The sequence below is a fragment of the Chryseobacterium sp. Tr-659 genome (assembly GCF_011752975.1).
Taxonomy (GTDB): Bacteria; Bacteroidota; Bacteroidia; order Flavobacteriales; family Weeksellaceae; genus Chryseobacterium.
In genome coordinates this window covers 276,582-290,629 of record NZ_VWWP01000007.1, presented here as the reverse complement: position 1 = coordinate 290,629, position 14,048 = coordinate 276,582, and the positions used below count along the sequence as shown (strand labels likewise).

The 14,048-nt window shown below is 36.9% G+C and carries 13 protein-coding genes; 7 read left to right on the top strand and 6 right to left on the bottom strand.

Translation table 11 applies throughout. The features are described 5' to 3' along the window. Positions 1–5: 5 nt before the first annotated feature. The 6 genes from F3J23_RS16230 to F3J23_RS16205 all read right to left on the bottom strand — a co-directional run bounded on the left by F3J23_RS16230 (position 6) and on the right by F3J23_RS16205 (position 6,588). Entirely contained in the window at positions 6–800 is a 795-nt protein-coding gene (locus F3J23_RS16230; RefSeq protein ID WP_167031325.1) for an FkbM family methyltransferase, read from the bottom strand. Between the two features lie 290 nt (positions 801–1,090). Continuing rightward, complete coding sequence (locus tag F3J23_RS16225) at positions 1,091–1,756, bottom strand: DUF2461 domain-containing protein (RefSeq protein ID WP_167031322.1); 666 nt, start codon at positions 1,754–1,756, stop codon at positions 1,091–1,093. A gap of 116 nt (positions 1,757–1,872) precedes the next feature. Continuing rightward, positions 1,873–3,102 (bottom strand): ABC transporter permease, encoded by a 1,230-nt coding sequence (locus F3J23_RS16220; RefSeq protein ID WP_167031319.1) that lies wholly within the window; start codon positions 3,100–3,102, stop codon positions 1,873–1,875. A gap of 23 nt (positions 3,103–3,125) precedes the next feature. After that, positions 3,126–3,875: an ABC transporter ATP-binding protein gene (locus F3J23_RS16215; protein ID WP_167031317.1), complete on the bottom strand. Its 750-nt coding sequence runs from the start codon at positions 3,873–3,875 to the stop codon at positions 3,126–3,128. A gap of 133 nt (positions 3,876–4,008) precedes the next feature. Further along, entirely contained in the window at positions 4,009–5,274 is a 1,266-nt protein-coding gene (locus F3J23_RS16210; protein WP_167031314.1) for an efflux RND transporter periplasmic adaptor subunit, read from the bottom strand. A gap of 3 nt (positions 5,275–5,277) precedes the next feature. Continuing rightward, on the bottom strand, positions 5,278–6,588 hold the full coding sequence (locus F3J23_RS16205; protein ID WP_167031311.1) for a TolC family protein: 1,311 nt from the start codon (positions 6,586–6,588) through the stop codon (positions 5,278–5,280). Between the two features lie 227 nt (positions 6,589–6,815). On the opposite strand from F3J23_RS16205, the gene F3J23_RS16200 reads away from it, so the two are divergent. The 7 genes from F3J23_RS16200 to F3J23_RS16170 all read left to right on the top strand — a co-directional run bounded on the left by F3J23_RS16200 (position 6,816) and on the right by F3J23_RS16170 (position 13,850). Next, positions 6,816–8,513 carry a DEAD/DEAH box helicase gene (locus tag F3J23_RS16200; protein WP_167031309.1) on the top strand — a complete coding sequence of 566 codons (1,698 nt, stop codon included), beginning with the start codon at positions 6,816–6,818 and terminating at the stop codon, positions 8,511–8,513. Positions 8,514–8,664: 151 nt separating this feature from the next. After that, positions 8,665–9,303: a DUF47 domain-containing protein gene (locus F3J23_RS16195; RefSeq protein ID WP_027374906.1), complete on the top strand. Its 639-nt coding sequence runs from the start codon at positions 8,665–8,667 to the stop codon at positions 9,301–9,303. Positions 9,304–9,316: 13 nt separating this feature from the next. Beyond that, positions 9,317–10,459, top strand: coding sequence for an inorganic phosphate transporter (locus F3J23_RS16190; protein WP_167031306.1), 1,143 nt, complete (start codon positions 9,317–9,319; stop codon positions 10,457–10,459). Positions 10,460–10,560: 101 nt separating this feature from the next. Then, entirely contained in the window at positions 10,561–11,532 is a 972-nt protein-coding gene (locus tag F3J23_RS16185) for a polyprenyl synthetase family protein (protein WP_167031304.1), read from the top strand. Positions 11,533–11,607: 75 nt separating this feature from the next. Next, positions 11,608–12,558, top strand: a complete 951-nt coding sequence (locus F3J23_RS16180) for a GSCFA domain-containing protein (protein WP_167031303.1) — start codon at positions 11,608–11,610, stop codon at positions 12,556–12,558. After that, positions 12,558–13,085: a DUF4269 domain-containing protein gene (locus F3J23_RS16175; protein WP_167031300.1), complete on the top strand. Its 528-nt coding sequence runs from the start codon at positions 12,558–12,560 to the stop codon at positions 13,083–13,085. The genes F3J23_RS16180 and F3J23_RS16175 overlap by 1 nt, the downstream gene beginning before the upstream one ends. Positions 13,086–13,088: 3 nt before the next feature. After that, positions 13,089–13,850 (top strand): TatD family hydrolase, encoded by a 762-nt coding sequence (locus F3J23_RS16170; protein WP_167031297.1) that lies wholly within the window; start codon positions 13,089–13,091, stop codon positions 13,848–13,850. Positions 13,851–14,048: the final 198 nt, after the last annotated feature.

Sequence of the window (14,048 nt, the reverse complement as noted above, 5' to 3'; positions counted from 1 at the left end):
TTGTTTTAAATGTTTTTAGGTATAAAAATAATATTGTTGATATACTGAGTTTTATTTTTTTCGTCGTTTATATTTTGTGATATGATATCTTCCGTGAGAGGTTCCAGAATGAAGTTTTTTCTATTCAGATATTTAGCTTCATATCCCCAGCTCATTACTTCAGAGATTTCCGTCCATATAGGTGTTTGGTGGTGTCTTTGTTCCATTTCGACCATTAATGTCGGTTTGAATTGTCTGATGGTCTCTTTAGCTCCTGAAAGCGTTTTTATTTCATTTCCTTCAACATCTATTTTGATGAAGTCAAGTCGGTTGAAATGTTCCAGTGCTGCCCATTCATCCAGTTTGATTACCTTCACTTTCTCTGTGTAACTTTTTTCCTCGCCTTTTTCTTTATAGGAAGTATTTAAAGTTCCACGGGAAGCTATGGTTTTACCGTTAATGACAGGTACTTTGAATTCAGCAGTCATATTTTCGTCAGAAAGGGCCAGAGGGAAGATACGCATTGCAGGAAACAGCCTTTTCAACCTTCTGTAAAGCTTTTTATTGGGTTCAAAACCATAAATATGCTCATGATCCAGCTTGTCTTCCAATTGATAGAGAAAAGTTCCCACATTCGCACCAATGTCTAGTATTACTGCATTTTTAGGAAGGTATTCTTTGATCCATACCAGCTCCGGTTCTACATTACGGGTCGAAAAATTATCTTTGTTAAGATTATTTAAGTTCTTAAAATATCTTTTTTTGTAGAAATTCGGACTTATATATTGTAGCTTCTCTGCAATTTGTTGGTATAAAGACATCCTTTGCTTTTTGACGAATAGCAAAGATAAGCAAAAATGTAAAACTTATCTTAAAAAATGTTAAATATAATTAATTGATTATCAATAGATAGGCTTTTGGGTGTTTTTTGTTGTAAATGAGTTTTAACAGGTTTTGAATGGCCGAATTCTTGTGGAGATGATAAAAATTCAAACAACAATTGCCCGTGAAAATCTGAATAATTCACCTTGGAATATTAAAACAGACCCTCACAGACAAATGTTTACTGCCGGTTTGATATATCTGCAAACGTTTGAGATCGTTCGGTGATTTAAAGAAAAGGAGTATTTAGAAAATCATTGAAAGGTTTCATCAGTTTAAAAACTTTAGATAAATTTTTTACGGCATTTTTATCAAGAACTTCTTCGTCTTTAAGAGAATAAACCACAATGAAGTTTTTAAGTTTCAGATATTCCGCCATCGGATCTTCTTTTTCAAAACCTTGGGGAACTTTCTTCAGTTTATCATCCTGATCAAGTTCAGGGAAATGCTTTTTAAAATCTTTATGATTTAGAATTTTTAGGAAATCATCTCCATATAATGAAATTTCCTTTCGTACTTCTTTAAGAACAGAAGATTCAGGCATGTAGATTCCGCCGGCTAAAAAGGATTTTCCAGGTTCCATGTGGAGATAATATCCTCCTTTCTGGTTTCCTTTTCCCATTCCCAGAGAGGCACCGAAATTGGTTTTATAAGGTGATTTATCTTTTGAAAATCTGGTATCCCGATAAATTCTGAATAATGCTTTTTTACTGTCAATTTTTGCAAGCTCCTCATCAAATCCGGACATTTCTTTAATTAGACCGTCCAGGAAAGAAACAATATTTTCCTGTGATTCTGTATAAAGACTTTTGTTTTCATTGAACCACTCACGATTATTGTTTTTATTTAACTTTTTTAAAAAATCAAATGTTTTTGGTGAAATGCTTGCTGACATATTTTTATTTGGTGTTTTTATTATTGCCGATTCGTTTAAATTTCAGATTTTATGTCCTGAAATCTGTTATTCTAAAACTTAAACTTTGTACCTTATTCATTCCAAATTTACAAAAACTATTCATATCTCAATGCTTCAATAGGATCCAGTTTCGAAGCTTTCAATGCCGGATAATATCCGAAAAATACACCGGTTACTGCACAGACGATAAATGAAATGATAATGGAAGATTCTGTAATGAAAGTAGGCCAGGACAGGAAAAAAGTGACCAGTTCTGAGGATAAAACGCCTAAAACCACCCCGAGCACTCCACCCGTAATGCTGATAAGCACCGCCTCAATAAGAAACTGATACAGGATATCCTTTCCTCTGGCTCCAATAGACATTCTTAAGCCGATTTCCTTTGTTCGCTCTGTAACGGAAACATACATGATATTCATAATTCCGATACCGCCCACAATCAGGGAAATCCCGGCAATTGCAGATAAAAGGACCGTTAAAAGCTGGCTGGTGGAGCTCATGGTAGAAATTAATTCTGCCTGGGTTCTTACACTGAAATCATCATTACTTCCGTCAACAGGAAGTTTATGCTGTTTTCTTAAAATCTCAGAAACCTGATCTGTAGCCTGCTGTGATGTATTTTCATTGGTAGAAGCGGCATAAATGGTCTGAACGTATGTAATTCCCAGAAATCTTCTCTGAACCGTATTGAAAGGGGCAATAATTACATCATCCTGGTCCTGCCCGAATGCATTGGAGCCTTTGGGAGCCAGAATTCCAATGACTTTCATCGGGACTTTATTAAATCTGATAATTGTTCCCACAGGATTTTCACCATTGGGGAATAAATTAGTGTAAACCGTTTGTCCTAAAAGACATACTTTATTGGATGAGGTAACATCTTTTTTTGTAAAAAGACTTCCATCTGCAATACTCCAGTCTCTGATGTTAAAATATTCTTCGTTTACCCCCTGTAATTGAGTCGGCCAGTTGTTCGGGCCACTGATGGATTGTCCATTGGCCTGTACTGCCGGAGAAACGTAAGAGACATCGGGAGCTCCTTTTGAAATAGCATCTGCATCCTGAAGTTTCAAAGTCTGCAGCCCGGAAGCCCCGATTCTGGCACCTCCGGAAACATTTACATTACTTGACGGGCGTATCGTAATCATATTGGAACCCATGGAAGAAAGCTGATCGCTGATGCTTTTTTTTGAACCTTCTCCAATAGCGGTCATCGCAATCACTGAGGCCACACCGATAATGATTCCGAGCATGGTTAAAAAAGCACGAAGCTTATTCCGTAAAAGAGCTTTCCAGGCAATTCTGAAGAGATTTGAAAGGTTCATTGCAATTGTTTTTGAGTTTAAAACTATTGATAATCATCATTTACAGGAAGGCTTTCCAGGGCTTCTCTGGCAGATTTTATATTGTCGTTTTTAACGTCTTTAATAACTTTCCCGTCCCGGAGTGTTACAGTTCTGCTGCTGAAGGTGGCAATGTCAGGCTCATGGGTAACAAAGACTATTGTTCGTCCCTGCTTATGGAGGTCCTGCATAAGAGCCATGATTTCATAAGACGTTCTTGTATCTAGGTTTCCGGTGGCTTCATCCGCAAGGATCATTACAGGCTCATTTACCAGGGCGCGGGCAATGGCGACTCTTTGCTGCTGCCCTCCGGACATCTGATTAGGAAGATGGTCCACCCTGCTTTCCAGTTTTACGGCAGCCAATGCCTGTAAAGCCCTTTTATGACGTTCTTCGGTGGACACTTTTGAGTTGTAAAGAAGCGGAAGTTCCACATTTTCTTTAGCGGTAGTTCTCGGGAGGAGATTGTAGGCTTGAAAAACAAACCCGATTTTTTGATTTCTGAGAACAGCAAGCTCATCCCGGTCAAGGTTTTTTACATTTACCCCGTCCAGGATATAATCTCCGGCGGAAGGCTTATCCAGGCAGCCTATAATATTCAGTAGAGTAGATTTTCCGGATCCGCTGCTTCCCATAATGGTTACAAACTCACCTCTTTCTACCGTAAAGGTTACTCCCTTCAATGCATGAACAATTTCCTCACCCATCTTGAATTCCCTCTTTAGATCCATAATCTCCAGAATTTTTTCTGCCATGATTTTTGTTTTAGGTTTGCTAGTTGCTAGTTGCTAGTTGCTAGTTGCTAGTTGCTGGTTGCTAGTTGCTGGTTTCGTTGTTGTATCGTGGTGGATTTGGAATAAGAATTTAAAATTCAGCATCTGTTATTTTTTATCTTGGTCCGCCACCGCCGCCGCTGTTTTTATTATTTCCACCACCTCTTCTTTGCGGCATGAAAGGGCTTTTTGCCTGTCCGCCGGAAGTTTTTTTAGATAGAACTTTATAACCGGTAATGATATTGTCATTTTTATTCAATCCAGAAATAACCTGTATTTCCGTATCGTTGTCCATTCCTGTTTTTATTTTTTTGCGGGATATGGTACTGTCCTGAGCAATGATCCAGACTGCTGCCTCATTTTTCATTTCAGCTCCTTTATTTTGTTTCTTCCATTGTCCTTTTTCATGTTTTTTGCCGTTTGCAAATGGAGCGTTAACTTTATATTTTTTGATAACAAGACTATCCGGCCTGAAACTTGTAGCGGCCACAGGAATTTTCATGACATTGTTTAAGATCTGGGTGAAGATGGTAATATTGGCCGTCATTCCCGGTTTAAGTTTTAAACTGGAGTTGTCAGCATTGATGATCGTTGTGTAATTCACCACATTTGAGGAAACAGTGGGATGAAGACGTACTTCCGAAACCTCACCGTTAAATGTTTCATCAGGAAAGGCATCAACGGTAAAGGTTGCTTTCTGGCCCACTTTTACATTTCCGATATCAGCTTCATCCACCGAAGCACGAACCCTCATTTTAGTGAGATCCTTAGCAATACTAAACAGGGTAGGAGTGCTGAAGCTGGATGCAACGGTTTGTCCCTCACTTACATTTCTGTTGAGAACCGTTCCGTCTATCGGAGAATAGATATTCGTAAGGGATAGATTTTTATTAGCAGTAGAAAGCTGGGCTGTTACAGTACCTACCTGGGCTTTTGCCATTTTGTACTGATTGGTGGCATTATCAAAATCTGCTTTGCTGATAGCACCTACCTTATAGAGCTGGGATTGTCTGTTGATATTGATTTCATTATAAGCAAGATTACTTTTTGCATTCTGTAAATTAGCCTGATATTGTTCTGATTGAAATTTGAGCAGATCCGGATCTAAAGTAGCCAGAAGCTGTCCTTTCTTTACAGTAGAGTTAAAGTCAACATAAATATTTTTAATGATCCCTGATACTTGGGTACCCACAGCAACCGTGTCCACAGGTTGAATGGTTCCTGTTGCCGTAATGGAATTTGAAATTTCTCCCATTTCCGGCTTTACTGTTTCCAGCTGGATCTTTATTTCTTTTTCTCTGATGAAAAAAAACCAGACTGCACCAATTGCAATGATGCCGCCCACAACCCAGTACAACCATTTTTTGTTCTTTGTTTTCATAGTTTACTTTAGATTTATAGGGTTACCTGCATAAAATTCGTAGATCTGTTTATTGAGAACTGCAGTATATTTTGCCTGCAGATAATTCTGAATAGACTGAATGTAAAGCAATCGCTGCTGTTGAAGCTGCACATAATCAATACTGCCGATCTTCATTTGCGCATTAACAATATCGTAGCTCTGTTTGCTGATTTCCATTTGTTTGGAAGCGGAATCATATTGTGAAAGAGCATTTTGGAGGCTAATATAAGCTTGTTCAATCTGCTGGTTAAGGATGGTTTTTGTGTTGAGCAGATCAAGGTTGGCCTGTTCTATTGCTATTTTTGATTTTTCAACCTGTGTTTTATAGATCCTGTTATTATAAATCGGGATTCCAAGGCTTAGTCCGATGGGCATGTAAAAATTATTTCCCAGTTGATTAAAATAATTTCCGCTTCCGTTAGCGTAATTGGTTGAAATATTTCCTGTCAGGCTCAATGTTGGCTGAATAGATGCCTGGGCAATTTTCAGATTGGTGTTGGAATTTTCTACATTCAGTTCTCCGTATTTTATTTCCGGACGTTGGTTTTGTGCCAGATTCTGAACCTCCTGTAAAGATTTTAACTGATCCTCCACAATAATACTGTCTGGTTTTACAATCTGAAAATCATAATTGGAAGGCAGTTGCAGAATTTGTTTTAAATTAACAGTATTGGTCCGCAGGTTGTTCTGGGCTGATATCAGATTGTACTGATCCTGAGCTACCTGTGATTGAATCTGGAGGTAGTTTAATTTGGAAAGGCTTCCGGCATTGTATAGCTGGTCTCCTTGTTTTAGCTGGGTTTGTGTGGTTTTCAGGACATTTTCAAGAGAAATGATATTCTCCTGATTCATCAGAATATTCAGATAAGCCTGGGTAATACTGATTGCTATATTGTTCTCGGATTCCTGTACAGAAAGATCTGCCATCTGAACCAGCAGGTTTTTCGAAGTTTCGTTATTTTTAATATAACCTGCATGATAAAGCGTCATGGAAGAATTGGCTCCTATATTTTGTGACTGCACACCAGTCATTTGAAGACCCTGGCCGCCGTTCACCGCAAATAGCCCCTGAGAAACGGTTCCGTTCAGGTTGGGGTATTTTGCATCCCGGGCCTGAAGCAGATCCTGTTGTGCTGAATTTTTTGAAAGCCTTTGAGAATTGATGGAAATATTATTCTCTTTTGCATATTCAATACAATTTTCCAGAGTCCATGTGGCCGGATAATTGGTGGTTTGTGCAAATATTTTAAAGGCGATACATAAGAATATCAAAAAGAAAAATTTGCGTTTCATGGCTTTATTTTTGAAAATTCATAAATAACACAGAAAAAATTAATCCAATTTAATAAAAAAAAATAATGTTTAACAACTTTTTAACTTAAAGCTTCTTTTTTTGGATTTAATTTTCCAAAAATTAAAAATACATTAAAAAATTCTGAATTTAAGTTTGGATATTTAAAACTTTGTTCAAAAACAAATCAAATAATTATTGTATCTTTGCAAAAATTTTAAAATAGTTAATGAATTTATTTACGGAAACCAATTTAAGTCCTGATATCCTTAAGGCAATTGGCGAACTGGGCTACGAAAGCCCAACAGAAATCCAAAAACAGACTATCCCTTTTATTCTTTCAGATATTCGCGACTTGATCGCACTTGCGCAGACAGGGACAGGCAAAACAGCAGCATTTTCGCTTCCGATTTTGGATATGATTGACGATACGAGTCGCAAAATCCAATTATTGGTGCTTTGTCCGACACGGGAATTATGTCTTCAGATTTCGAAGGACATAAAGAATTACTCTAAGTATATGAAAGACATCAAAACAACTGCGGTTTATGGTGGAAGTAGTATTGTAGAGCAGATGAGATCTTTGAAGGATAAGCCACAGATTATTGTGGGAACTCCGGGAAGAGTAATCGATCTTATCAACAGAAAAGCATTAGACTTTTCTGCTATTCATTGGTTAGTATTAGACGAAGCTGATGAAATGCTTTCTATGGGATTCAAAGACGAATTGGAAACCATTCTAAGCGAAACTCCGGAAACAAAACAAACTTTCTTATTCTCAGCAACGATGAATAAAGAAGTAGAAAGAATTTCCAAAAATTATCTTACAAAACCACACCGTATTTCAGTAGGTTCTATCAACGAAGTGAAGAAGAACATTACTCACGAATACTATGTTGTAGGTTATCGTCAGAAAAAAGAAGCATTAAAGAGGCTAATTGATGCCAACCCTAATCAGTATTCCATTATCTTCTGTAGAACGAGAATGGAAACTCAGGAAGTTGCCGATTTCTTAATGCAGAATGGGTATGCAGCTGATGCTCTTCATGGTGATCTTTCTCAGGCACAGAGAGATACAGTAATGAAGAAGTTCAGATTGAAAAATATTGATATTCTTGTGGCTACAGATGTTGCAGCAAGAGGATTGGATGTAAACTCTCTGACACACGTTATTCACTTCTCTTTACCGGATGATCCAGAAGTATTCGTTCACAGAAGCGGAAGAACAGGTAGAGCTGGAAAAGACGGTATTTCTATGGCTTTGATTAAGCCTGAAGAAAGCAGAAAACTGAAGCAGATTAAATCTGCAACAAAAATTGAAATTAACGAAAGATTTATTCCTACAGGAGACCAGATTATTAAAGCTCAGGTAGGTGGTGTTTTCGAAAAATTATTGACGGAACACGAAGATCTTTTCGAATTTGATGATAGCTTAATCCCGGATCTGAGCAACTTTACAAAAGAGGAGCTGGTTCACCAGTTACTACAGTTTCAGTTGAAGGATCTTGCCTTGTATTACAAAGACAAGCATGATCTTATGGAGCAGAAGTTAAGCAGCAGAGACGATGATTACTCAAGAAGAGACCGTGGACGTGACAGAGACAGAGATAGAGGTCGCGACAGAGACAGAGGAGAGCGAAGAGATAGAGATCGTGGTGGAAAGCCAAGAAGAAAAGATGAGAATATGGTAAGATTCTTCTTCAATCTTGGAAAAAAAGACCACTTGAAGAAGCTTGATGTTTTAGATATTATCAACAAGGCTACTGCTGGCGGAAAAAGCAAGAAAAGAGCTGAAATCGGTGATATCGAAATTTTAGAGAAATTCTCTTTCTTTGAAGTTGAAAAATCATTTAAGGATAATGTTTTAAGCAATATTCAATCCATGAAGTTTAAAGGAAAAGATATGAGAGCTGAAGTAGCAAACTAATCTCTTCTTTATACCATACAAACCGGCATTAATGCCGGTTTTTTTATTTGATAATCAGTGGGTAAGCTAATGTTAACAAAACTTAATGTTATATAGTTTCACGTACAATCCTTTTTTAAGAAATTTGCACACGAATTATAAATACTAAAAAATGGGAATTGGTAATATTTTCCACGCTTTTCAACCAAAAGATAAAATCTTCTTTGTACTTTTCGAAAAAGTAACTGAAAATCTAGTTGCAATGTCTGAAGAATTCAACACAGGAATCAAGGATTTCGATCTTAATGATGACTCAATGTTGAAAAAAATGAGCGACTTCGAGCATAAAAATGATGAACTTACTCACGAAATCTTCGTAGAATTAGGGAAAAACTTCATTACTCCTTTTGACCGTGAGGATATTCACACATTGGCAACAGGACTGGATGATATCGCTGATTATATCTACGCTTCCACAAAATATATTTTCCTATACAAATCACCAGAGATGAAGGCTTATTCAGACTTCTCTTTATTGATCCACAAAGCATGTCTTGAAATTCAGAATGCTATGAAAAACCTTAAAGGTTTCAAAAATATGGAGCAGGTGAAAGAAGCTTGTATTAAGGTAAACTCTATTGAAAATATTGCTGATGATCTGCTTTCCAATTCAATGGTAGAACTATTTGAAACAAACGATGCAATTAACATCATTAAAGTTTCATCTGTACTGAACTATCTTGAAATTGTAACGGACAAAGCAGAAGATGTTGCCAATACAATTGAGAACATCATGATTAAATACGCCTAATACATAGCAAAAAATGGAATTTCCTATTTTACTTATAGTTATTATTGTTCTGGCGTTAATCTTCGATTATATCAATGGTTTCCATGATGCTGCCAACTCAATTGCGACTATAGTTTCTACAAAAGTTTTAACTCCATTCCAGGCTGTACTTTGGGCGGCGCTATGGAACTTTGCAGCATTCTTTTTAGCTGCATATGTTATTGGAGAGTTTAGAATTGGTAATACAATTGCGAAAACAGTTAATGAGAATTTTATCAACCTTGAAGTAATTGTATCCGGTCTTATTGCTGCTATTGCATGGAACCTTCTTACATGGTGGTTTGGTATTCCTTCTTCTTCTTCACATACATTGATCGGAGGGTTTTTAGGAGCAGCATTGATGCACGCTTTTATGCTTGATTATCATGATGTGGTGGCTACACAGCCGGATTTAGGTACTTTTGAAACCTTTAAACAGGCCTTTCATCAGGTCACAACGCAGAGTGTGGTGAAATTTGATGTAGTAATCCCTATCTTCCTGTTTATCTTTATGGCACCGATCATAGGTATGGTGATATCAATTATCATAACATTGATCATTGTACACATTTTCAAAAAATCAAATCCTCATAAAGCAGATCAGACATTTAAAAGATTACAGCTTGCTTCTTCAGCTTTATTCAGCTTAGGTCACGGTTTGAATGACGCTCAGAAAGTAATGGGTATTATCGGGGCAGCATTGATTTATTATCATGTTGATATGCTGAATGACCCTCTGTATGTAAATCTTGAGCCTGCTGCTCGTTTTGATTATTTCGCGCAACACTATCTTTGGGTTCCTTTGGTTTCTTTCTTAGCGATCGGTTTAGGAACAATGAGCGGTGGTTGGAAGATCATCAAAACTATGGGTACGAAGATCACTAAGGTAACTTCATTAGAAGGAGTAAGTGCTGAAACAGCGGGTGCTATTACATTATTTATTACTGACCGTTTAAGTATCCCGGTATCTACAACACATACAATTACTGGTTCTATCATCGGGGTTGGATTAACAAAGAGAGTTTCTGCGGTAAGATGGGGAGTGACTGTAAGCCTTCTTTGGGCTTGGGTATTAACCATTCCAATCTCTGCAATTGTAGCAGGAATTACTTACCTTGTTGTAACATTCTTCTCTTAAGATACAAATCATACAATCATATAAACTTTGTCCGTTCGGGCAAAGTTTTTTGTTTTATAAAGCCTCGAAAAATTGTATTTTTGTTCAAATTATAAGATTTTATGGAATTTTTAGACAGATACCAGCAGATAGTTGCCGACGCCATTAATAAATACACTTTTAAAGACAAACCTTCGGAACTGTATGATCCGATGAATTATATAATTTCCCATGGTGGAAAGCGTCTTCGTCCTATTATGGTACTGATGGCTTGCGATCTGTTTGATGGAGATCTTAAACAAGCCATAAAGCCGGCATTGGCTATTGAATTTTTCCATAATTTCACTTTGATCCATGATGATATTATGGATGAAGCTCCTTTAAGAAGAAACAAACCTACCATTCATACCTTACACGGTTTGAACGTGGGTATCCTTTCCGGAGATGGACTGATGCTGAAAGCCTATAAGTTTTTTGAAGACCTTGAACCTGAAATTTTTAAAGCCTGTATCAGAATTTTTACACATACCGGACTTCTGTTATGCGAAGGGCAGCAATATGATATTAATTTCGAGACACAGGAGAATGTTACTTTTGATGATTACATCAGAATGATTACATATAAAACCGGAGTATTGAGTGCTTCTTCATTTGAGATCGGAGCCTTGATCGCAAGAGCTGATTTTAAAGATGCAAAAGCCATTTTTAACTTCGGAAAACATATCGGAATCGCATTCCAGATCATGGATGATTATCTTGATGTATTCGGAGATCAGGCGCAATTCGGTAAAAAACATGCCGGAGATATTTATGAAAATAAAAAAACGGTTCTTTATCTGCTGGCAAGAGAACATGCTACTGATGAAGAAAGAAAAGAACTGGATTATTGGTACTCTAAAAAGACTGAAAATGTGGATAAAGTATATGGAGTGGAAAAGATTTTCAGAAGAACAAAAGTAGACGAGAAAGCATTACGTCTGATTGAAAAACACAATGAGATCGGACAAAGCTACCTTCAGAAAATTGATGTTTCTGAAGAAAAGAAAAAGCCATTCATAGAACTGGCAAATTATTTGTTGAGAAGAGAAAGTTAATATAGGTAACAGAGGAAGGCGGCAGGTAGCAGCAATTTACCTGCCGCCTGTTTCCTGTAACCTAATACCTGTACAATGAAATTCAGAACCGAAGTTGACATCCCCGCATCAGAGAAGAAGATTGAGATTGAAGATAAAATATTTTCAATAGGATCATGTTTTGCTTCTGAAATGACAGATTTGCTGAAAGACGGGCAGCTTCAGACACTCAATAACCCGTTTGGTACTATTTTTAATCCTTTTTCTATTAATAATGAGGTTAAAAGGCTTCATGATTCAGATTTTTATGCAGAAGAAGAATTAATTACTTATAACGAGGAATATATTTCCCTGGACCATCATACAAGCTTTGACACACGATACATTCACCAGACCTTAGATAAGATTAATCAGGCCATCGAAAATGGTAATGCTTTTCTTCAGGAAGCCGATTGGATTATCATTACTTACGGCTCCTCATTTATCTATGAATTTCTGCCAAAGAAAAAACTGGTAGCCAATTGTCATAAAATTCCGCAGAAGTTTTTTGAGAAGAGACTGCTCTCACATCAGGAACTAACGACCGCTATTTATCAGACTATTCTGGATCTCAAAGATATTTGCAAAGAAGGTGTACAGATTTTGTTTACTGTTTCTCCTGTACGTCATACCAAAGATGGGATGGTGGAAAATCAGTTGAGTAAATCCAAACTGATTACGGCCATTCATGAATCTATTTCAATGTTTGAAAACTGTCATTATCTGCCGGTCTATGAAATTTTAATGGATGATCTGAGAGATTATCGTTTTTACAAAGAAGATATGATTCATCCCAGCACACAGGCGGTGGGCTATATTTTTGAAAAATTCGGGAATGCCTATTTTTCAGGTGAAACACAGAATTTCATTACAGAGAATTTCAAAATTGTCAAGGCGTTGGAGCACAAGACCAATGATAAAAAAGATCCGAAATTTATTGAATTCAGAGAAAAATTAGATCAGAGAATTGAAAATCAGCGGCTAAAGGTAAAACATAAGATATTTTAATGATGGATTTTACCGGGATTGACTATTTAAAAGGCGGAAATGAAAGACAGAGAAGGGCTTATGAAGTTCTGACAAAGTATTATGTTTTTGAAAAATTAGATGGTTATTCACCTATTTTAGCGGGTACAGTTCCTATCGAAATTGATATAGAAGACAGTGATCTGGATATTATTCTGGAGGTCGATTTAAGATTTGAAGAAGACTTTCTGGATGTTTTAATGTTGAGCAGACTTATTCCTTACGATGTAGACGTTCAAGTGGAATATCCCATAGTAAACGGTGAAAAATGTATTACCTTAAACTTTATGCTGGAAGAATTTCCTATTGAAATTTTCGGACAGAATAAGCCTACGATACAGCAGAATGCCTATCTTCATATGATTGCTGAATACAAAATATTACAAGAAAAAGGAGAAGATTTTAAACAAAAAATAATAGATCTGAAACAACAGGGAATAAAGACAGAGCCGGCATTTGGCATACTGCTGGGTCTTGAAAATCCTTACGAAGATCTGTTGAAATTATAGAAAATGATTGATACACATACACATTTATATGCAGAGGAGTTCGATGAGGACAGGAATGAAGCTATTCAAAGAGCTTTAGATAAAGGGATTACAGAATTCTATCTTCCTGCTATTGATTCAGAATCTCATGAGAAAATGCTGAAGCTGGAAACAGAATATCCGGGACAGATTTTCTCAATGATGGGGTTGCATCCTTGTTATGTAAAACCTGAATCATGGGAACAAGAACTTAAAATTGTTAAGAATTATCTCGATCAGAGACATTTCCCTGCGATCGGAGAGATCGGAATTGATTTATATTGGGATAAAACCACATTGGATATCCAGGTGAAAGCTTTTGAACAACAGATTGATTGGGCTGTCGAAAAAGATCTTCCAATCGTTATTCATACCAGAGAAAGCTTTGATGAGACATTCGAGGTTTTAGAAAGAAAAAAACACCCGAAATTGAGAGGAATCTTTCATTGTTTTTCAGGAAATCTTGAACAGGCGAAACATGCCGTCGATCTGAATTTTATTTTAGGAATTGGTGGAGTTGTAACCTTTAAAAATGGGAAAATAGATCAGTTTCTTCATGAAATTCCTTTGGATAAAATTGTCCTGGAAACGGACTCTCCTTATCTGGCACCGGTTCCGCACAGAGGAAAAAGAAATGAAAGTTCTTATCTTGACCTGGTAGCCGGAAAGCTGGTAAATATCTATGGAAAAGATTTCTCAGAGATAGACCGCATTACGACAGAGAATGCAAAAAATATTTTTAAGTAAAACGCCTGGAAGCTTGATGAGAGAAGATGGAGGTTACTGTTAATATTATACCTCAATAGCTTTCCTCTTACAGCTCCGAGCCTCCCAACTCTCTATTAAAACTTCCGGTTCTTATCCCGAACTCAGTTAGCTTAAGCAATAAAATTGTAATTTTAGGATAAATAAAAACCCCTTTTCAACGTTGAAAAGGGGTTTGTT